18 protein-coding genes and 6 pseudogenes are annotated in these 18743 nt (G+C 57.9%); 10 read left to right on the top strand and 14 right to left on the bottom strand.

The annotated features are described in order from the left end of the window. Positions 1-156 precede the first annotated feature (156 nt). Positions 157-753, bottom strand: a complete 597-nt coding sequence (locus ACYZT9_RS11345) for an eCIS core domain-containing protein (protein WP_462009855.1) — start codon at positions 751-753, stop codon at positions 157-159. 167 nt (positions 754-920) lie between these two features. On the opposite strand from ACYZT9_RS11345, the pseudogene ACYZT9_RS11340 reads away from it, so the two are divergent. After that, positions 921-1431, top strand: a pseudogene (locus ACYZT9_RS11340) (GNAT family N-acetyltransferase). A gap of 201 nt (positions 1432-1632) precedes the next feature. Here ACYZT9_RS11340 and ACYZT9_RS11335 read toward each other — a convergent pair. Beyond that, positions 1633-1974, bottom strand: coding sequence for a hypothetical protein (locus ACYZT9_RS11335; protein ID WP_462009854.1), 342 nt, complete (start codon positions 1972-1974; stop codon positions 1633-1635). A 234-nt stretch (positions 1975-2208) separates the two neighbouring features. On the opposite strand from ACYZT9_RS11335, the pseudogene ACYZT9_RS11330 reads away from it, so the two are divergent. Further along, positions 2209-2320 (top strand): annotated as a pseudogene (locus ACYZT9_RS11330) (DNA adenine methylase); the annotation flags it as partial. A gap of 303 nt (positions 2321-2623) precedes the next feature. Next, entirely contained in the window at positions 2624-3292 is a 669-nt protein-coding gene (locus ACYZT9_RS11325; RefSeq protein ID WP_462009853.1) for a polysaccharide lyase family 7 protein, read from the top strand. A gap of 116 nt (positions 3293-3408) precedes the next feature. Here ACYZT9_RS11325 and ACYZT9_RS11320 read toward each other — a convergent pair. Next, positions 3409-3737, bottom strand: a pseudogene (locus ACYZT9_RS11320) (DHCW motif cupin fold protein). Between the two features lie 137 nt (positions 3738-3874). Further along, entirely contained in the window at positions 3875-4522 is a 648-nt protein-coding gene (locus ACYZT9_RS11315; protein WP_462009852.1) for a TetR/AcrR family transcriptional regulator, read from the bottom strand. A gap of 128 nt (positions 4523-4650) precedes the next feature. On the opposite strand from ACYZT9_RS11315, the gene ACYZT9_RS11310 reads away from it, so the two are divergent. Together ACYZT9_RS11310 and ACYZT9_RS11305 are read left to right on the top strand one after the other, a co-directional pair. Beyond that, the gene (locus ACYZT9_RS11310) at positions 4651-5076 is read left to right on the top strand and encodes a hypothetical protein (RefSeq protein WP_462009851.1); all 426 of its coding nucleotides are present in this window, start codon (positions 4651-4653) and stop codon (positions 5074-5076) included. Positions 5077-5239: 163 nt separating this feature from the next. Then, entirely contained in the window at positions 5240-5911 is a 672-nt protein-coding gene (locus ACYZT9_RS11305; RefSeq protein ID WP_462010201.1) for a class I SAM-dependent methyltransferase, read from the top strand. A gap of 13 nt (positions 5912-5924) precedes the next feature. On the opposite strand, the pseudogene ACYZT9_RS11300 reads toward ACYZT9_RS11305, so the two are convergent. Together ACYZT9_RS11300 and ACYZT9_RS11295 are read right to left on the bottom strand one after the other, a co-directional pair. Continuing rightward, positions 5925-6017, bottom strand: a pseudogene (locus ACYZT9_RS11300) (VOC family protein); the annotation flags it as partial. 50 nt (positions 6018-6067) lie between these two features. After that, positions 6068-6457: a GFA family protein gene (locus ACYZT9_RS11295; RefSeq protein WP_462009850.1), complete on the bottom strand. Its 390-nt coding sequence runs from the start codon at positions 6455-6457 to the stop codon at positions 6068-6070. Positions 6458-6587: 130 nt separating this feature from the next. On the opposite strand from ACYZT9_RS11295, the gene ACYZT9_RS11290 reads away from it, so the two are divergent. Together ACYZT9_RS11290 and ACYZT9_RS11285 are read left to right on the top strand one after the other, a co-directional pair. Further along, on the top strand, positions 6588-6992 hold the full coding sequence (locus ACYZT9_RS11290) for an antitoxin Xre-like helix-turn-helix domain-containing protein (RefSeq protein ID WP_462009849.1): 405 nt from the start codon (positions 6588-6590) through the stop codon (positions 6990-6992). Next, entirely contained in the window at positions 6986-7678 is a 693-nt protein-coding gene (locus tag ACYZT9_RS11285; RefSeq protein WP_462009848.1) for an RES family NAD+ phosphorylase, read from the top strand. Before ACYZT9_RS11290 ends, ACYZT9_RS11285 begins: the two co-directional genes overlap by 7 nt. Positions 7679-7738: 60 nt before the next feature. On the opposite strand, the gene ACYZT9_RS11280 is transcribed toward ACYZT9_RS11285, so the two are convergent. Together ACYZT9_RS11280 and ACYZT9_RS11275 are read right to left on the bottom strand one after the other, a co-directional pair. Then, positions 7739-8389 (bottom strand): DUF2931 family protein, encoded by a 651-nt coding sequence (locus ACYZT9_RS11280; protein ID WP_462009847.1) that lies wholly within the window; start codon positions 8387-8389, stop codon positions 7739-7741. Continuing rightward, a complete protein-coding gene (locus ACYZT9_RS11275; protein WP_462009846.1) occupies positions 8389-9294 on the bottom strand; it encodes a hypothetical protein in 906 nt (301 codons plus the stop codon). Before ACYZT9_RS11275 ends, ACYZT9_RS11280 begins: the two co-directional genes overlap by 1 nt. A gap of 219 nt (positions 9295-9513) precedes the next feature. On the opposite strand from ACYZT9_RS11275, the pseudogene ACYZT9_RS11270 reads away from it, so the two are divergent. Beyond that, positions 9514-9750: pseudogene (locus ACYZT9_RS11270) on the top strand (phage infection protein); the annotation flags it as partial. 199 nt (positions 9751-9949) lie between these two features. Here the strand turns inward: ACYZT9_RS11270 and ACYZT9_RS11265 are convergent. Together ACYZT9_RS11265 and ACYZT9_RS11260 are read right to left on the bottom strand one after the other, a co-directional pair. Next, a complete protein-coding gene (locus ACYZT9_RS11265; RefSeq protein ID WP_462009845.1) occupies positions 9950-10609 on the bottom strand; it encodes a DUF2931 family protein in 660 nt (219 codons plus the stop codon). Beyond that, positions 10609-12157 (bottom strand): annotated as a pseudogene (locus tag ACYZT9_RS11260) (T6SS phospholipase effector Tle1-like catalytic domain-containing protein). The gene ACYZT9_RS11265 and the pseudogene ACYZT9_RS11260 overlap by 1 nt, the downstream one beginning before the upstream one ends. A gap of 219 nt (positions 12158-12376) precedes the next feature. Here ACYZT9_RS11260 and ACYZT9_RS11255 point away from each other — a divergent pair. Next, the gene (locus tag ACYZT9_RS11255; protein WP_462009844.1) at positions 12377-12739 is read left to right on the top strand and encodes a hypothetical protein; all 363 of its coding nucleotides are present in this window, start codon (positions 12377-12379) and stop codon (positions 12737-12739) included. A gap of 84 nt (positions 12740-12823) precedes the next feature. Here ACYZT9_RS11255 and ACYZT9_RS11250 read toward each other — a convergent pair whose 3' ends face one another. The 4 genes from ACYZT9_RS11250 to ACYZT9_RS11235 all read right to left on the bottom strand — a co-directional run bounded on the left by ACYZT9_RS11250 (position 12824) and on the right by ACYZT9_RS11235 (position 16798). Continuing rightward, positions 12824-14419 (bottom strand): MFS transporter, encoded by a 1596-nt coding sequence (locus ACYZT9_RS11250; RefSeq protein WP_462009843.1) that lies wholly within the window; start codon positions 14417-14419, stop codon positions 12824-12826. Next, positions 14416-15513, bottom strand: coding sequence for an HlyD family secretion protein (locus tag ACYZT9_RS11245; RefSeq protein ID WP_462009842.1), 1098 nt, complete (start codon positions 15511-15513; stop codon positions 14416-14418). The genes ACYZT9_RS11250 and ACYZT9_RS11245 overlap by 4 nt, the downstream gene beginning before the upstream one ends. Positions 15514-15600: 87 nt before the next feature. Further along, positions 15601-16011: a cupin domain-containing protein gene (locus ACYZT9_RS11240; RefSeq protein WP_462009841.1), complete on the bottom strand. Its 411-nt coding sequence runs from the start codon at positions 16009-16011 to the stop codon at positions 15601-15603. Between the two features lie 43 nt (positions 16012-16054). Further along, the gene (locus ACYZT9_RS11235) at positions 16055-16798 is read right to left on the bottom strand and encodes an SDR family oxidoreductase (RefSeq protein WP_462009840.1); all 744 of its coding nucleotides are present in this window, start codon (positions 16796-16798) and stop codon (positions 16055-16057) included. A gap of 255 nt (positions 16799-17053) precedes the next feature. Here ACYZT9_RS11235 and ACYZT9_RS11230 point away from each other — a divergent pair, with 255 nt between their 5' ends. Beyond that, positions 17054-18652 carry a winged helix-turn-helix domain-containing protein gene (locus tag ACYZT9_RS11230; RefSeq protein WP_462010200.1) on the top strand — a complete coding sequence of 533 codons (1599 nt, stop codon included), beginning with the start codon at positions 17054-17056 and terminating at the stop codon, positions 18650-18652. Positions 18653-18743: the final 91 nt, after the last annotated feature.

Below are 18743 nucleotides of genomic sequence, written 5' to 3'. Positions count from 1 at the left end.
ATCAAGGCACCGGATGATCCAAAAAATCGCGGCCAGTATCGTTGCGGGCACAAACGCCTAGCGTAAAGAAAGTGTAAAAATATTACGACAGCGCAACGATACGTCCGGCTTCTCCCCACTTGGCGGAATCCACCTTTTACGCAGCTTCGCTACCCTTCAGTGAGTCCCTTCCCGCACCCACCGTCTGACCTCCGCCTGTATGGCATAAGCCGGCGCCTCTACAGCATTGAAATCTTGTGTATACCGCTGGGCAAATCCTTCTACCCCCCATTCCTGAAACTGCTGCACATGCTTTAGTTCGTGAGCCCAGAGCGCGATGTTCTGTTCTGCGCTTTGAGCGTCCCGGAAGAGGATGATGTCGATCAGCGTCACGGCACCGACATCGGGGTTTTGCAGCATGGTCGTGGCGGCGCTGAATTGGCCGTTGTCGCTTACTTTATAGTGCGCGATATCGAGGACGCTGGGGTCGTACCAGCGCAGCAGTTGCTCCCGGATGTGCGGCGGAATGGGTTGGATGCCAGCGTTGGCTGCTTCAGCGCGGGCTTGGGTCAGCCACAGCGCCAGGGCAGGTGCCGCGATCTGGTAGATGCCATCAGGCAGGGGGCCGAGCACCTGTCCCAGGTCTGGCACGCAGATGCAGCCCTCCAGGCACACTTGTTGTTCGCCAACCTGGCAGTCGCTGGTCTGGGCTGGCGCTACAGGAGTCAGGTACAGAACAAACAGCGCTACCAGGCGCGTGGTGATGGGCAACATTGGCGCTCCATGGACGGACGTAGCGCGAACAGGTGGTAACAACTGATCGACCCGCATGGATTTAGCGTAGACCCGAACCAAGCGCCCCCAAAACAATCGCAGGAAACGAAAGACTGTTTCCTGCGAATCCCCGCTTTAGTAGACATCCATCAGAGGTGAGCGTCCTTATGAAGCCCGTCACAATCCGTACCCTGCAAGCACCGATGCTGAGGCGTTGCTGACGTTTGAATTGGACAATCGCGAGTGGTTCGAACGCCACATTGATGCGCGTGGTGCAGCGTTTTACTCGGTGCAGGGTGTGGTTGAGCACATCAGGACTTATTTAGCTGATTATGCCGCCGGCACCTGGCACCCCTTTGTCATCGAAGACTCTGGTGGAAAAATAGTGGGGCGAGCGAACCTGAAAAACATCGACACCTCCGAGCGGTCGGCAGAAATCGGCTATCGGATCGCTCAATATGCTTGCGGGCAGGGACTGGCAACGCTGGCGGTGAGGCATCTGATTCAAAACGCACAGTTGCATTGGAAGCTTAAACAACTGGTTGCCAACGTATACGCTGAAATATCGGCTCGGCAAAAGTACTCAAACGCTGTGGCTTTTTGATCCAGCATATCTCTGGTCAAGAAGGGACAGACCAGGAATATCGGTTTCGTCTGTCTATTCAAACAAGTGAATGACGGGTCTATACGAGTGTCAGAAACGACCCAAGATTCAGGGCGTGGATCGAACCATCACGCCCTCTTCAATTTGAATCCACGGCAAGCTGTTGTCCATTTCGCAGACAAAAAAAGCCCCGCCACCCAATGGGGTGCGGGGCAAAGAAATTGGTTGGTTGCGGCCAACCAAAGGAGCTCTGTAGAAAAACTTTTCGGACCGGGTCAGATGCATTCCTGTGCGGCGCGTTCAAAACTCGAAGGCAGTAAGTTCGAGGCCAGCAAGTGCCGCTCGTAGATGAACACCTTGCCGCCGTTCCCGGCCTTATAGGCTTCCAGCACGTTGTCCGCCGAGACTCTGCTCGGCACCACGATCCGGTAACTGCGCTGGGTTTGCGAGACGGTCGGGTTCAACGCGCTGCCCTGCAGTTTCGGTACGACGCAGTCGGCGTACTGCGCAGGGGTCTTGCTGGTCTGCAAGGTCAAGGTCGGGTCGTTCGGTGCGGAGGCACAACCGGCGAGCAACAAAGAACTGAACGCCATGGCACGCACAAATGAAGGGCGCATCGATCTCTTCCTGAAAATAAACGGTTGGGTTCATCGCCCAAATTTCTTGAGCCGCGTCTTCGATGCAGGCGATTTTCCGGGTATTGGCAACAAAGTAGAACTTGCGTTTCTTGATGGTGACTATTGCTTCTAGCAATAGTCGCGCGCCGTGCAGGCGGATACACAATCGATGACAGGCACGCAAAGAATCTGTGCGAGGGGGCAGGCAACTGCCGTCTCTACCGCGACCGCTCCGCGATGTATTTGCTGAGAATCGAGGAAAAATCTCTCGGCCGCATGGCAGCGCCTGTCCGGCATCTACGTTGCAAACCGCCCTTTGCTTGGGAGTATTGAGCGCTACAACCGTGCTCGCTATAAGGACACCCGTCCGTTTTGCATAGTGAAGCGGACAGATACTGTTCCCCCTCCAAATTTGGCTCCTCTGCCAGACGCGCTCAACGCGCCAAAGTTCAATCAATGTCCAAAATAGCCGACTAACGGTCCCCACCTTGGGCACAAACCCTGCAGAAGCACTCTCGACGAACATTTGACGTCAATCAACCGCCGCACGAATTTAACGCTACGCCCCGACCGATTGGCACAGCTCAATCGCGCAGGTCAGAGCACCACTGTGGCCGCCGCATACATCCTCGTATAAAGGATCCTCGACATGATCGACCTCGCCACTTGGAACTTAAGCATCCCTGAAGGCAGCCCACCGGCCACCATAGAAACGCCTCGACTGGCGCAAGGGTTCAACGACAAGTATTTCAATTCTGAAACCGGCAACCTTTCCTTCTGGGCACCTGTGACCGGCTCCAGGACGGCCAACGCTCTTTATCCACGTTGCGAATTGAGAGAAACCTATAGCGATGGAACTGTACGCAACTGGCAGTATCCAGCGGCGGATAACAAACTGCGGGCCAGTCTGGCCGTCAACCAGGTACCCAGCACCGGCAAGATCGTGATAGGTCAGATCCACAACAAGAACAGCAACAGCCCCATGGTGAAGCTGGAATACCAGTACAAAACCTCTAGCTCGACCGGAAACATTGTCGCCAAGGTGCGCACCCGTCCAGACGATGAATCGGGCCAAGTCATTACAATTGCGACAGGTGTGTCGCTGAACCAGAACTTTTCCTACCAAATCCATTTGAGCCCGAAGGGAGCGTTAGGCATCAGCGCAGCAGGATACAACTGGAGAACCACCCTCGATCCGAGCTGGAAGACCGAACCCCTGTATTTTAAAGCGGGTGCGTATGTGCAGGACAACACCGGCTATCCCACCGAAGGTGGAAAAGTGACGTTCAGGATATTGGAGATTCACCACGAAATTTAGTCGCTACTTTCAGACTTCGCAGCAGCATGGAACGCTGCTCGCCTGCCGAAATCTGCCTTGAATAGAGGGCGGGGGATTTTCACCATCCCGGCAATCGACTACGGTGAGCCCCGGCGTCAATCCACAACGAACAACTTGGCACCCGTGGTGCTAAAGATCGATGCCCCTCAGCGCTGCTGCCCACCTGATAGCTCATTCCGGCGGTGAGCGTGAACTGGCGACCATCCTCCAGCTCCGTGTGCAATTCGCCTTCCAGGCACAACAGGATATGACCTCTCCAGCACCAGTGATCGGCCAGATAGCCGGGACTGTATTCAACCATTCGCACACGCGTCGAACCAAACTGGCAGGTTCGCCAAAGGGCGGTCCCCGTTTGTCCAGCATACTGAACAGGTTCGACAGTCGACCAATCGGTCGTACCAAAGGGAACAGCCGTCAGGTCCATGGTTGCCTCATCAATGAAAAAGTGTCTGTGGACCGTACCCATCCAATGATCCTTTCGATAGACACAGATGCCCCGCATTTATGAGATACAGGCGCCCACTCATGCAGGAAAGCGAGAGGCCATATTTGCAATGAAGATCAGTTGCGCTTGCGCCGCGCCTGCTCCTCCTCCAACGCCTGACGAACCAGCGCCCTCGCCGCCCAGGCCGCTGTATCGAGTGATTCGTCAACGCTCGCGCCACTGATATCGCGCACGGCGATCAACGCCTCGGTGCCGATGACGATCGACAGCGCCTGCTTCAGTCGTTTGCGCGCCTGGGGTGAGAGCACGCCCTTTAGCGAGTCGACGATCGGCTCAATGTAGCTCATGCGTCGACCCGGCCGCAGGGGCTCGTGGGTATCACTTTCGAGCCACACCGACATGAACGAACGCTCCATCACATGCAGACCGATCTCGTCGTCGATCAAGAGTTTATTCAACGCGTTCGCCGCCAATCCAATGCCTTTCACCGGATCGTCTCCCGGCTGCCAGAAGCTCTCCAGCGGCTTCATGTCACGATCGGCCGCCGTCTCGCTGATCAACGCTTCAAGCGAAGGAAAGTAGCGATACGCCGTGGCGCGCGACACCATCGCGCGCTCGGCCACTTGCGCGACAGTCGGGTGTTGGCCCTCTTCGCGCAAGGCGTTGGCGGCATCGATCAGCGCCTGCCGCGTTCGCAGCTTCTGGTTGGCGCGGCCTTGCGGATCGCCTTCGAGGTTCGAAGGACTTGACTTCGGAATCGACATGAAATATATGAGACTCTGTCTTGTCATGAGACACAAGTCTCATAATAGACACACGGCAACCCACCTGCAAGGGTCGGCCATTATGTTTCAGCAACTGAGCGCGCCTCAGGGCGCATGAGGTGAATGCCATGAATCACAACCCCCGTTCGCGGACCTGGTTTCGGCTCGCGGCTATCTACTTTGCTATTGGCGTGGTGTTGGGCGTGGCGATGGGCGCTTCCGGCGACCACTCGCTGTTCGCGGTGCATGCCCATGTCAATCTGTTGGGATGGGTGTCGATGGCGCTGTTCGGAATCATCGGCACCGCGCACCCGTCAATTTCCGAAGGGCGCGTCGCGGCAGCACAGTTTTGGACGTACAACGTGGGCGTCCCGGTGATGCTCGGCGCACTGACGCTGCGCCTCAAGGGCTTCCCGTCGGTCGAACCATTGATTGCCGTCGCCTCTATCCTCATTGGCTGCAGTGTGCTGCTGTTTGCGTGGCTGGTGTTCTCGCGCATCGGTGCAGCGGCCGGGCACTTGAGCAGTGCGGCACGCGAATCGCGCCTGTCGTGACGCGGCAAACCAGTCGTTGATTTTGGGCAGCGTATCGGTGCGGGGAGATTCGCTCCGGATCGATTGCTGCCCTTTGCAACCGGCCGCTATCAACCAAACCGGTCGGTCCGCGCCACCCGCACTTGTCCTATGCTTGAATCCAACCCTCATTCCGGACATCGAAATGCCCGCCCCCGAATCCGCCCTCCTCCAAAGCTGGCACCACAACGCCCACTCCTGGATCGAAGCCATCCGCAGTGGCACCATCGAAAGCCGCCTCAAGGTCACCGACCAGGCCATGTTGACGGCGGTGGCAGCCCGCCAGCCCGCGCGCGTGCTCGATCTGGGGTGTGGCGAGGGCTGGCTGTTGCGTGCGCTGGCTGAACGAGGCATCACGGCGGTCGGTGTGGATGGCGATGCGACGCTGGTCGAGGCGGCGCGGGCAGCGGGCACTTCGCAGGTGCATTTGGCGAGCTATGAAGAACTGGCGGAAGCTAAAGTGCACATCGGCCGCGACTACGACTTGATCTGCGCCAACTTCGCGCTGCTGCATCAGGACATCATTCCTCTGCTCGCCGCCATGAACGCCCTGCTCGCCCCGGGTGGCGCGCTGGTCATCCAGACGCTGCATCCGTGGACGACGGCGGCGGGCGACTATCAGGATGGCTGGCGGGAAGAGACCTTCGCCGGGTTCAAGGGGCAGTGGCATCCGATGCCATGGTATTCGCGCACCTTGTCAAGTTGGCTCAATGCGCTGGACATGGCGGGTTTGCGGCTGGCGAGCTTGCAGGAGCCACAACACCCGCAAAGTCCCGTGCCGCAATCGTTATTGTTGGTGGCTGAACCGCGAGGGTGAGTGCAACGGCGGGCTATCGTCCAAGCGCCGCCTCAATCGCCGCAATATCGATTTTCCCCATCGCCATCATCGCGTCGAATGCACGCTTGGCCGCCGCCCGATCGGGATAGGTGAATGTCACTAAGCTTGAGCGCGCGAATCGCGTGAGGCGCCCTACTACTCCAAACGCCCCGGGCCCTCACGGTCGCGCTCGTATCGTCTCCTAAGCGGAAACGGCGGCAGCCAGGACTCGCGACGGACTGTCCAGCTTTCGTAGGTCGGCGTCAGTTGGTCAGGAGCATCCAGGGATCCCAGGTTCACTTCGATTTCGTCGTCGGTGCGGGCGAAAACCGAAGAGCCGCAGCGCGGACAGAAAAACCGCCCGGCGTAGTCGCGCGTGTCGCCGGTGATCGTCACCGCCTCCTGAGGAAATATCGCGGAAGCGTGAAACAGCGCGCCATGATGCTTGCGGCAGTCGAGACAGTGACACAGACCAACCCGGTAGGGATGTCCCGACGCTTCAATTCGAACGTTGCCGCACAGGCAACCGCCGGTAAATCGTTCCATGCTGCGCCTCGTCTCATTCATGCGGTCGGAAGATTTATAACGATAGCAGCCCCACTGGTCGGCACGAACTTGCTCTATAGATGCTTTTTACCTATTTTTGGGTCTATGGATTCAAAAGGAGGTATTGAACATGGCCGTTGCCCTCCAGCAACAAGCCTTTAGCAAGAGCCAGTGCGTAACGGGCCTGCGAGCCGCTGTCGGCATCCTTGAAAAATGGCGGGCGTCCAGCGATCAGGCCTGCCATATCCTGCGCATTTCCCGCAGCACCTACACCCGCGCCCGCCAACACGATCCCGACTGGGCGGTGGCGCTGGACTCCGACCAAATGCAACGCATCAGTTTTGTGCTCAATATCCACGCCGCACTGCGCCTGGTATTCGATAACCCGGAGAACGTCTACGGCTTCCCGTCGATGGCCAACGACAACGAATTCTTCAACGGCCGCTCGCCGCTCGAGATCATGGCTCAGGGCGATATGATCTCGCTGTATGAAACCTTTCGGCGCATCGACGTGCTGCGTGGTGCGCAATGGTGAAGCTGAGCGAACTGGCAGAACTTGCCGGTGAGCCCATGCAGGCCTATCGATTGGTCAATTCCAAGTTCCCACCGGTGGCGTTATTTGATGACGTTGCCGACGCGGACGAGTTCGAGGTGCTGTATCAGATACAGGAACTCACCAACCCCAGGTTGAAAAATGAAGTGGGTCGCCTTGAGCTGATTCGCCGCAGTGAAATCCCGTTCGGTATTGCGGGCTGCTCTTACGCGACAGCGCCCTTCACCCACGTCAACCCGGCGGGTTCGCGGTTCAGCGATGGCCGTTTTGGGGTGCTGTATCTGGCGGACACAATGGAAACGGCATTGGCTGAAGTGAAGCATCACCAGAGTCTGTACTGGTCGAACGTGCCGAGCCTCAACTATGAGCGGTTTGTTTTCCGGGGGTTGGCCTGCACTTTTAAGGATGCAGGGATGAAAGATGCGACATCCCTTTCGATGACGGATCCTGTTTATGATCCGGACGATTACACGGACTCCCGTCGTTTAGGGAAGTTGATCAAAGAGGCGGGTTGTCCTGGGCTTCGTTACAACTCGGTGCGAATGCACGGCAGTTATTGCTGGGCGTTGATGACGCCGAAGCCGGTTTTATCGGTGATTCAGGCGGCGCATTTCGAAATGGTCTGGAATGGGCAGGTGACGAGTGTGAGTCAGATTAGTGAGGCTTGAGTGCGTTTTGCGGAAATGAAACGGGCGCCTTGATAGGCGCCCGTTTTTTTTCGGTGATGTTTACCAGCTGCCGTAGGGGATGCCGTACTTCTCGACATAACGCTTGGACTTTTCGGATTGCGGATAATAATTGCCGCTAGATTTTCCAAGGTGCGGCCCCAAGGGTTCCACCTCTGCTTGGGCACGCGCTATTTTTACGGCCTTCATGCATTTGTCCGAAACCCAAACCTGCGCGATCCCTCCGGGCGCGAGGCCGACGTAGACCAACGCAATCGTACCGGCAGGCTCTTCCGGTGTCGTAGGGCAAGGCTCATTCACTGCCGCCAGCATGATTCTCCGAGCCTCTTCGGGTATATCGATCCAGACCCGATAAGTTTTGGATTCGACCACGGACTGCCAGCGAACGTAGATACGTTTTGGCAAATCGGCACCCACGACTTCCCGAATACCCCCTGTGATTTGCCCCCAACCCCGAGCGGACTCCGTGCCGTCTTCAGGCTCGTTTCCCGCCGCCGCCCCGCCGCTTGTTCGGCGCAATAATTTGCCGTTGATGTCTTCGACTTGACTGTCCTCAACCCAAACTTTCATGTAGTTCGGCTGGTTGAAGCTGAGGCTCCACCATTTTCTGGTGAGCTCGCGTTTTGAGAGGGTGTCTGACGCCTGACACCCAGCCACCAACCAAACCCCAAGAAATAAAACCAACGCACGCATCAGAACACTCTCCAGTTAGAGTCCGGCAGATGTGGATGGCGCGCACGTACACCACTTTCAGTCGGCGCGTTGGTGTAGCGAATGTTCACACCTCTCTCTCGACTCGCGCCTACCGGATTACTCCAGTTTGCAGACATGTGGATGTATTTGAGTTTCAGCAACTTTTCTTCTTCTGCCGTTGGCTCGTAGTTTCCGGCGAAAACCCTATTGCAAAAAGGTTGTAGCTCCGAGGGTACGCTGTAAGCAGGATCGCTTTCATCGATCACATCAAACTGCACGCCCTTCTCCTTCGCCAACTTATGCATCAAATGCAAATACACCACCGACAGTTTTCCACTGACCCAGCGCTTGAGCTGTAAACCTGCATACGCCCGCACCTGTTTGAACCCTACTGTCTGCGCTTCGTTCGACAATGGACTCGGCTTCGGGGTCACGATTTCCAGCATTGTTTCCGGCCAGCCATTGGCGACCCAACTCGCTTTCTGCTGCTGGGCGTCACGATAAATCGAAGTGGTGCGGATGTCGGTGCCCTGTTGCACCGTAAGGGCCTGCATAGGGCTGATCAGCACGCACTCTTCCACTTCTTCCCGATAACCTCCACCGATATCCGAATGCACACCCGGAACGGGTATTTCCGTGTGCGCGGGAATGACGGTGCTTAATGCGAAGTTGGCCCCGCGAATCGGGTGATGGGCGCCACACAGCAATCCTGACGCAGAGTTGCTCGCATTGTTCCGTGTCCCGTCGAAGAACACGCCAATGCGCAATGCGACTCTGACCTTCTCCTTCGCAGCCGCTGGTGCCTTGCCGTGTTTCTCATACTCGGCCCAGCGTTTGGCGTGGATGTCGACGGGTTGGGCTTCCTCGTAGCGGAAGTTTTTCGGGGGGGGTACGTATCCACTCATTCCTTGATCACCTGCTCCTTGGTGCAACGGGCGCTGAGGGTGCCACTGCGGATCCGATCAAGCAACGCGTAGCCAGATGCCATCACTCACGCGATATAGCGTTTCATCCCATTCATTGCTGACGTCGATAGTCACCATCAACTCAATGAAGTTCTCTTAAAAATTGCGCGGCGTAACATCGCCTCCATACCAACCAACTACACCCCGGAGCACACCATCATGAAACGCCAAATCTTCCTCAGCATCGCTTTCTCGGTTTTCGCAGCTAACGCTTTCGCCGCTTCTTCTGCTCACCCGGTTGTCGCTGAAGGCGGCTCGGATCGTCTGATTGAAAGTCGTGTCGCTGAGGGTGGTTCGGATCGTTTGATCGAGAACCGCGTTGCCGCTGACGGCTCCGACCGCCTGATGGAAAACCGCGTTGCCGAAGGTGGTTCCGACCGTCTGATCGAAAGTCGCGCTGTATGACTGAATGTCTCTACCGCAGCTCTCAACAAAAAGCCCGGCCTCATCAGCCGGGCTTTTTCGTACAAAAAATAAAAGAGCGACCCAAGTGGCTGCGCAACAACTCGTAAGCTTTCCCGAAGTTAATGTCATGCCAATGGGTCAGTCGGTCAAAACACGGGAGCTTTGTAGACATCCTGGTCAGAGTGGATGGTTACCAGCTACCGTATGGGATGCCGAATTGCTCGATGTAGCGCTTCGATTCTGGGCTGACTGGATAAGCGTAGCGTCCGTCACTCTTACCTTGGCTAGGCCCCAACGGTTCTATCTCTGCGTGGGCGCGTGCAACTTTGACCGATTTCAAGCATTTGTCAGTCACCCACACCTGCACGATGCCACCTGGGGCAAGTCCGAGGTAAACCATCGTTATGAAATTGGCAGGCTCCTGCGGTGTTGCCGGGCAACGTTGATTCACCGACGCGTGCATGAGTTGTCGCGCCTCTTCTGGTATATCGACCCATGCACGATAGGTTTTCGACTCGACTATCGACTGCCAACGAACATAAATGCGCTTAGGCAGATCTGCTCCGACTACGCCACGAATGCCACTGCTGATATTTTTACTCCACCCCCGAGCAGCTTCGGTGCCGTCTCCGGAGTCCTGGCTACCAGCTGTGCCTCCACCGGTGCGATTGAATAGTTGGCCGTTGATGTCTTCTACGGCAGAGTCTTCCACCCATACCTTCATGTTGGCAGGTTCGACGAAGCTGAGGCTCCACCAATGGTCTTTCGGGTCGTTTTCTCCGGAAAGCGGGTCGGCTGCCTGACATCCTGCTAATAAAAATGCGCCCAGTAAAATGAGGATCGAGCGCATTAGAAAGTTCTCCAGTTAGAGTCAGGTACGTGAGGGTGCCGTACACGCACACCGTCACCTGTCGGTGCGTTTGTGTAACGGATAGTTAGACCAAGCTCACGGCTTGCACCAATCGGGTTGCTCCAATTTGCAGACATGTGAATGTACTTAAATTGCAACAGGCTCTCTTCAGCAGATTCCGTTTTGTAACTACCCGCCAAGACCCTGTCGCAAAATGGTTGGAGTTCTGCAGGTACAGCATACTCCGGAGTATCCGGGACATCGTTTAACTGCACACCTTTCTCCGTTGCTAATTTGTGCATCAACCGCAAATACACCAACGATAGTTTGCCGTTTACCGTTCGTTTGAGTTGCAGGCCTGCGTAGATCCGCAGAGCTTTCGAAGCCAAATTTCCCTGCACGTCATCGGACAACAATATCGGTTTTGGAGTTACAACCTCCAGCATCCTCTCGGGCCAACCGTCGGCAACCATTTTTGCCTTTTGCTGCATCGCTTCCCGGTAGATGGAGGTAGTTCTAACATCGGTGCCATTGGGCACCGTGAGTGCCTGCATAGGACTGACCAGAACGCACTCTTCCACTTCCTCACGGTACCCACCGCCAATGTCGGAGTGCACTCCAGGTAGCGAAATTTCAGGATGCGCAGGAATCACTGTGCTCAACGCAAAATTGGCACGGCGTTCATCACGGGCGGTAATTTGAACCACATCGGTAAAGTATTTACGGTCCAGGTACAGCTTGATTCCGGGCGCGACTGGACTTTGGATATTCCCCAGGTTGGTGAATCCCGCGACAGAGGGAACGGTATCGAAAAGACCGATGAAAACCCATCAGAATTTCGCTGTTGTACTGACCAGTAAAGCTGGCGCTGAAGACATTGGGATTGCTACGTAACACCTCTCCCAGTGGCCCCTGCTTACAGCGCACGACCTCATTAGCAAAATGCCTGGCCGCTGCAGCACCCCGACTGAAACCAAACGTATCGAAGGTCAGTGAAGTAATTTCGCCGCCGGGGTTTTGGTCAATCACTTGTTTGATCAGGACTTTGAGTCGAGAAAATGCGTTTTGGACCTTGCTCGCTACACCCGTTTCACCGCGTCCAGTTGCGGCATTACCGAAACTGTCTTTGCTCGCGCTTTCCGTACCGATTCCGTCGACGTACAGGCTTCGCAATGCCAGTGAGGCCCAACCATCCCCCTTCACGTCTTTGTTGGCCGGATACAGTTCATACAGTCTGAAAACATTACTCAAATTATTCCCATAACTCCCCTCCGGATCCGCCATATAAGGCTTGCAGCTCGCATCGACGTCTTCCGGGCGAATCGGGTGATGGGCGCCACACAGCAATCCTGACGCAGAGTTGCTCGCATTGTTCAGTGTCCCGTCGAAGAACACGCCAATGCGCAATGCGACTCTGACCTTCTCCTTCGCAGCCGCCGGTGCCTTGCCGTAATTCTCATACTCGGCCCAGCGTTTGGCGTGGATGTCGACGGGTTTGGCTTCGTCGTATCGGAAGTTTTTCGGGGGGTTGGGTACGTATCCACTCATTCCTTGATCACCTGGCTCCTTGGTGCAACGGGCGCTGAGGGTGCCACCGTGGATCCAATCAAGCAACGCGTAGCCAGATGCCATCACTCGGACAACATGGGACTTCATCCATCCATTGGTTCCGTCAATAGTCACCATTAATTCAATGAAGTTCTCTTAAAAATTCTGCGGCGTAACATCGCCTCCATACCCAACAACGACACCCCGGAGCACACCCTCATGAAACGCCAACTCTTCCTCAGCATCGCTTTCTCGGTTTTTGCAGGTAACGCTTTTGCCGCTTCCTCTGCTCACCCGGTTGTCGCTGAAGGCGGCGCGGATCGTCTGATTGAAAGTCGTGTGGCTGAGGGTGGTTCGGATCGTTTGATCGAGAATCGCGTCGCTGCTGATGGTTCGGATCGCCTGATCGAAAACCGCGTTGCCGCTGATGGTTCGGATCGCCTGATCGAAAACCGCGTTGCTGCTGATGGTTCGGATCGCCTGATCGAAAACCGGGTTGCCGCTGACGGCTCGGATCGCCTGATCGAAAACCGCGTCGCCGAAGGCGGTTCCGACCGTCTGATCGAAAGCCGCGCCGTATGAATGAATGTCTTTATCGCAGTTGTCATCAAAGAGCCCGGCCTCATCAGCCGGGCTTTTTCGTGCGCCAAATAAAATGAGTTTGCTTCATTGAGCTGAAGCCGCACCACGCATCTTCGCGTATCGCGCCAGCCCTATCTTGATGCCAACCAGGAGGGGTGCGGCTATTGCAAAAAGCAGGGCCACTGCCATAAATGCAGTGTCGAAGGCAATCACAGTGGACTGACCTGCGACGACACGTCCCAGCAGACTCGTCGCCGCCCGGCCGGCGGCCACGGCATCCATTCCCTTGGCCGACAACATGGTTGTCGTGGTGGTCAGTCGCTCGATGACGGCGCCCCCACCCGGGGTGACGCTGGCGCCAAGGACCACCGCATTGGCGACAACGTTATGCTCGATCAGCGTCTGAAGCCCTGCGACTCCCATCAGGCCACCCAACTGACGCCCCGTATTGAAGAGGCCTATGCCGCTGGCAAGGTTGCGCCTGTGGAGGTCACTGAAAGCGATCAGGGTGATCGACAGAAACAGAAAACCAAGACCCAATCCGCGCAACAGGATGGCCGCCATCATGTCGTCGGTGCCGCTTTCACTGGTGGAACCGGACAGCATCCACATCGCAACCATGATCATCAGGATGCCGAAGGGCACGGTGGCGAACGGCGGAACCCTGCGAGCCTGCATGAGCCAGGCCGAAATGAGCAGCGCACCGATAAAAAATGCGCCACTGGGCAACAGGAGCTGGCCGGCATCGGTGGGTGTGAACGCGAGGACCGACAGGGCGAACGCCGGAATCAGGAACGCGCTCCCGAACAAGGCCGCACCGGCGACGAAACTGACGATAAAGGCAAAGGTAAAATCGCTCGATCTGAACAGGGTGAAATCGAGCACACCCTGGCCTTTGGTCAACACTTGCTGGCCGAGAAATGCCAGCAGCGCGGCGGCGCCCATCACGGTCAGCCACAGGATGCGTGGTTCCTCGAACCAGTCCCATCGGCTGCCTTGGCTGAGAACATAGGTAAAACAGAACAGGGTGACGCAGATCAGGAAGAAGCCGACCCCGTCGAACGGACGAGGCCGTGCCTTGGCCGGCATTGGGCCGTCGGCGACCAGCAGAAGTCCACTGGCCGCCAAGGCAAGCGGAACAACGCTAAAGAAAATCCATGGCCAGGATTGGCTATCGATCAACCACCCTTGAAGGACCGGCGCGAGCGTTGCGGGCGCAACAACAGCACCCATGGCGAACAGCGCCTGAAGGATGGGTTGATGAGATCGGGGCCAGGCGCGAAAGATGATTACCTGGCCCCCGACCAGCAGAGCGCCGCCGGCGAAGCCCTGAATAATTCGAAGCGCTACCTGCAGGTCCAGTCGAGCCGTGATGGCGGCAATGGCGCATGCCAGGCCCATGACCAGCGTCGCGCCGATGAGGACCTGACGCGGACAGAAACGGTTCATCAGCCAAGGGGCTGTCATGAACCCGATCAGCTTGAGCGCGGTGTAGCCGATATCCAGCCAGGCAAACTCATCAGGTGTTGCATAGGTATCGCCGATGATGTCGCTGCGTCCAAGCGACAGGACGGTGCCGGCGATCGCTTCCGTCAGCGCGGCGAGCATGATGCCCGCCACGAGCAGGAGGCCGTTCGTCGCACTGGCATTGCCCGGCGTGGCGGTGACCACCGTGCTCATGCGCCATCCCCTTGCGCAACCTCGACCCGCGCGGACAGGCCAGGCACAATGCGCCCCGGCAACGGGTTGTGGGCCAACAGGATTTTCACCGAAACCCTCTGAACGACACGAACAAAGTTTCCGGTCGCATTGTCCGTGGGGAGCAGACTGAACGCCGAACCGCTGCCCGGTGCAAAGCTGTCGACCACGCCTTCAAGTACCTCGTCCGGGTAGCCGTCAACCGTGATGCGCACGCGTTGACCGGGGCGGATATGCTCGAGTTGGGTTTCCTTGAAGTTAGCCACGATCCACACGTCATGGACCGGCACGATATCGAGCAAGGAAACGCCTGTCGTCACAAACCGACCGACACGGACCTGGCGGTTACCGATCACACCATCGACAGGCGCGCGTACTACGGTGCTATCGAAATCGATCTGGGCCAGATCACGCGCAGCCTGCGCCTGATTCACCGCAGCAACGGCCGCTTCTCGCTCGGTGACCAACACGGCGATGTGTTGCTGTTGCGCTTCTACCGATGCCGATGCTGCCGATACCGTCGCCTCGGCTCTGGATCGTGCCGCGGCGGTTTCATCGACCAAGGCGTGGCTAACCGCGTTGCTGACGACCAGTTTGCGGTTGCGATCATGGGTCTTGGTCGCCAGATTCATCTCGGCCGCGGCCGAGCGTCTCTGGGCTTCGGCCTGTCGAATCAGGGCACGCTGAAGCTGAGTCTGGGCATCGACATGACTCAGGCGAGCCTGGGCCGCACTGACATTCGCCACGGCTTGCGCCAGCCGTGCGCGGTAGTCGCGATCATCAATGCGAAACAGGACATCTCCCGCCCGGACGGTCTGGTTGTCCTCGACCTCTACCGACGTGATGTACCCGGCAACTTTTGCGGCGAGCGAGGTGACATCGCCGCGCACATAAGCGTTATCGGTGGATGTCGCGCCGCTGAAAACAGCCAGGGCCCATCCGGCAGCGAGGACCAGAACGGCGGCGACGCACAGCAATCGGCCGATCATTTTTCTCTTGCCGGGCCGCGTCACGACGACAGGGATTTCGGCGCTTGCACCGGTGGCAGTGGCGGCCTTGTCCTGGAGCGAGTTCATTATTCTCATTACCTGTTCAATGCCAAGAACCTACAGCAGCCAATGGGCGGCAGTGGCCTGCCGCCCGGACGTCGCGAGTCGAGCAGCTCACTTCCCGATGGGCGTGACGAGCACTTTTTCATCGGAATCGAGGACGAACACCGCCAGCAAGCGTGCCGGTTGGGTATCGCTGGCGTTGGCGCTGACTTCGTGCACGGAGCCCGGCTCCTCTACGAAGTTTTCGCCGAGGTTGTAGATCTTTTCCGGCTCGCCTTTGACTTTGATGCGAAACGAGCCCTCCAGGACCGTTGCATAAATGAAGGCCGTTTTCGGATGGGTGTGAGAGGGCGACGCGGCGCCCGGCCCATACTCGACGAGCACGCCCTTCATGCTCTTGCCAGGGATGTTGGGAATGGGGCGGTCGAACACCACCGTCACCTTGCCTCCGGGCTTGTCGCCGGCCGACGCGGTGATCGAGACCGCTGCGAAAGCAGCGGCCAGAAGCAATCGGGTAAACATGGCAATCTCCTATGTGTCTGTTTGATGAGGGCGCAACCCGGCGTCAGGACTGAGCGAGCCAGTCCTCGAAGCGGATCGTGCCCAGGTGCGGGTTTTTGCCGGGGGTCAGCGATTGATCGTCGAGCACTGCGCCGAAGTAGCGTGCGTGCACGTCCGGTACGACTTTGCGGGTGTCCCCGGTTGCCCGCAGAAAGCGCCTGACCAGTTCGTCAAGCGGCATGGCCTCGGGTCCCGCGACTTCGACCGTGCCGTTGACCGGTGTTGCCAGCGCGACAACCGTCAGCGCCGCCACTACGTCGTCGGACGCCATTGGCTGGATCAGCGCGGGCGACACGCAAATTTCCTCGCCGACAGTGGCCGACTGCGCGATACCGCCGACAAACTCGAAGAACTGTGTGGCACGCAGGATGGTGTAAGGAATGCCGGACGCCTTGATGAGGTTTTCCTGGGCGACCTTGGCCCGGAAATAGCCATTCTCCGGAAGCCGTTCGCTACCGACGATCGACAGGGCGACGTGATGGCGAACCCCGGCGGCCGCTTCGGCAGCCAGCAGGTTGCGGCCCGACGTTTCGAAGAAGTCGAGGACGGCCTGGTCTTCCCACGACGGCGCGTTCGCCACGTCGACGACAATATCGGCGCCATCCATCGCTTCGGCCAGGCCTTCGCGGGTGATGCTGTTTACGCCCGTACTAGGGGCGGCTGCGAGCACGTCATGGCCGCGCTCGCGAAGGTTGTTCACAAGTTTCGATCCGATGAGGCCGGTGCCTCCAATGACGACAATCTTCATGGGCTCTCTCCGCTTCACGACGGCAACTATTGCTGTCGATGTGGAGTAAGAGTGCCCGCGCGCGGGAGGGAAGTCCTTGCGCCGGCCTTGAATTTGCCTTCGGCCAAGCTTGGTTTTTCGTCCAAAGAAGCCGGCGTTTGAATGTCATCCTTGCTCGACGGTGCAGCCGGTTACGAGCTGCCGTATTATCGACTTCTCGTACCCATTACCCGCTCGGACACGGAGTCGAGGGCGCTCGACCAGGGGATACTCACCTTGCCATTCGTGTTTGAAGACTATGTGCTCGATCAGGAGCGCCGGGAACTCACCTTGCGCGGGCAAGTCGTGCCCATCGGGCCACAGGTCTTCGATTTATTGCTGCAGCTCGTCAGCCACCGCGACCGCGTCATCAGCAAGGACGACCTGCTCAAGGCGGTATGGAGCGGCCGGGTTGTTTCGGAATCAACGATCACCAGTCACATCAATGCGGTGCGCAAAGCCATTGGCGATACCGGCGAGGAACAGCGCCTGGTTCGCACAGTCGCCCGCAAGGGTTACCGCTTCGTTGGCCTGGTCGAGGTTGGCGATACCGCAGATGCGCAACCATTTGACGGACACGGTATCGGCGCACGCGTGCCCGCCGACCAGAATGAACCGGCGCCCTATCCCCTCCCGCTTCCGGACAAACCCTCGATAACCGTCCTGCCGTTCCAGAACCTGAGCGGTGATCCGGAACAGGATTATTTCGCCGACGGCGTGGTTGAGGACATCATCGCCGCCCTGTCGCGTATACGTTGGCTGTTCGTCATCGCACGCAATTCGAGCTTCACTTACAAAGGCCGGGCGGTGGACATCAAGGGCGTCGGCCAGGAGCTCGGCGTGCGCTACGTGCTGGAAGGCAGCGTGCGCAAGTCCGGTGACAAGGTACGCATCACTGGGCAACTGATTGATGCAACGACGGGGACGCATCTTTGGGCGGAGCGCTTCGAAGGCACTCTCGACGACATTTTCGAGTTACAGGATCAGATCGCTGAGAGCGTCGTCGGCGCTATTGCCCCGCAGCTCGAGCGGGCGGAAATCGAGCGGGCCAAGCACAAGCCGACGGAAAGCCTTTGCGCCTACGACTACTACCTGCGCGGAATGGCGAAACTGCACAGCGGCACACGGGAAGCCATCGAAGAGGCACTGTCGTTGTTCTACAAGGCCATCGAGCTCGACCCGGAGTTTGCATCGGCCTATGGCATGGCGGCGTGGTGTCACTTCTGGCGCAAGTTGAATGGCTGGATGACTGATCGACCTCGAGAAATCGCCGAAGGCGCGCGGCTTGCGCGTCTGGCCATGGCGCTCGGTCGGGACGATGCGGTGGCGTTGACGCGAAGCGGACATGCGCTGGCCCATCTCACCGGCGACGTCGATGGCGGCATTGCCCTACTCGACAGGGCGCGCCTGCTCAATCCCAACCTCGCCCCCGCCTGGTACCTTGGCGGTATCCTGCGTGCACTGCGCGGTGAAACAGACGCCGCCATCGAGAATCTGACCCATGCCGTTCGCTTGAGTCCGCTGGATCCGGAAATGTTCAGGATGCAGGTGGGAATGGCGCTCGCGCATTTCTTTGCCGGGCGCTTCGACTGTGCGACGGACTGGGCGGAAAAGGCATTGAGGAACCTGCCCATCCTGCTGCCTGCGGTTGCTCTCGTGGCTGCCAGTCATGCGCTCAGCGGACGAATGGACAAGGCGACACAGGCGATGCAGCGCCTTCACGAACTGGATCCCTCGTTGCGCATCTCCAACTTGAAAGACTGGCTGCCCATCGAGCGGCCCGAGGACCTCGCGCGCTTCGCCGATGGACTGCGACTGGCTGGATTGCCCGAGTGAGTGCGGCGCAACAGGTTGACGCTGTTTACTTAGGTAAAGATCAGCCCTGAAAAACCGGACTCGTTCGTGCGTAGACTAAAAGCGCTACTCA

It is taken from the genome of Pseudomonas sp. ZT5P21, assembly GCF_054897785.1.
This window is presented reverse-complemented; position numbering and strand designations above follow the sequence as displayed.

Bases quoted from the DNA above. Each gene is read 5' to 3' on its own strand.
- ACYZT9_RS11345 (WP_462009855.1), bottom strand. From the start codon at position 753: ATGTTGCCCATCACCACGCGCCTGGTAGCGCTGTTTGTTCTGTACCTG.
- ACYZT9_RS11335 (WP_462009854.1), bottom strand. From the start codon at position 1,974: ATGCGCCCTTCATTTGTGCGTGCCATGGCGTTCAGTTCTTTGTTGCTC.
- ACYZT9_RS11325 (WP_462009853.1), top strand. From the start codon at position 2,624: ATGATCGACCTCGCCACTTGGAACTTAAGCATCCCTGAAGGCAGCCCA.
- ACYZT9_RS11315 (WP_462009852.1), bottom strand. From the start codon at position 4,522: ATGTCGATTCCGAAGTCAAGTCCTTCGAACCTCGAAGGCGATCCGCAA.
- ACYZT9_RS11310 (WP_462009851.1), top strand. From the start codon at position 4,651: ATGAATCACAACCCCCGTTCGCGGACCTGGTTTCGGCTCGCGGCTATC.
- ACYZT9_RS11305 (WP_462010201.1), top strand. From the start codon at position 5,240: ATGCCCGCCCCCGAATCCGCCCTCCTCCAAAGCTGGCACCACAACGCC.
- ACYZT9_RS11295 (WP_462009850.1), bottom strand. From the start codon at position 6,457: ATGGAACGATTTACCGGCGGTTGCCTGTGCGGCAACGTTCGAATTGAA.
- ACYZT9_RS11290 (WP_462009849.1), top strand. From the start codon at position 6,588: ATGGCCGTTGCCCTCCAGCAACAAGCCTTTAGCAAGAGCCAGTGCGTA.
- ACYZT9_RS11285 (WP_462009848.1), top strand. From the start codon at position 6,986: ATGGTGAAGCTGAGCGAACTGGCAGAACTTGCCGGTGAGCCCATGCAG.
- ACYZT9_RS11280 (WP_462009847.1), bottom strand. From the start codon at position 8,389: ATGCGTGCGTTGGTTTTATTTCTTGGGGTTTGGTTGGTGGCTGGGTGT.
- ACYZT9_RS11275 (WP_462009846.1), bottom strand. From the start codon at position 9,294: ATGAGTGGATACGTACCCCCCCCGAAAAACTTCCGCTACGAGGAAGCC.
- ACYZT9_RS11265 (WP_462009845.1), bottom strand. From the start codon at position 10,609: ATGCGCTCGATCCTCATTTTACTGGGCGCATTTTTATTAGCAGGATGT.
- ACYZT9_RS11255 (WP_462009844.1), top strand. From the start codon at position 12,377: ATGAAACGCCAACTCTTCCTCAGCATCGCTTTCTCGGTTTTTGCAGGT.
- ACYZT9_RS11250 (WP_462009843.1), bottom strand. From the start codon at position 14,419: ATGAGCACGGTGGTCACCGCCACGCCGGGCAATGCCAGTGCGACGAAC.
- ACYZT9_RS11245 (WP_462009842.1), bottom strand. From the start codon at position 15,513: ATGAACTCGCTCCAGGACAAGGCCGCCACTGCCACCGGTGCAAGCGCC.
- ACYZT9_RS11240 (WP_462009841.1), bottom strand. From the start codon at position 16,011: ATGTTTACCCGATTGCTTCTGGCCGCTGCTTTCGCAGCGGTCTCGATC.
- ACYZT9_RS11235 (WP_462009840.1), bottom strand. From the start codon at position 16,798: ATGAAGATTGTCGTCATTGGAGGCACCGGCCTCATCGGATCGAAACTT.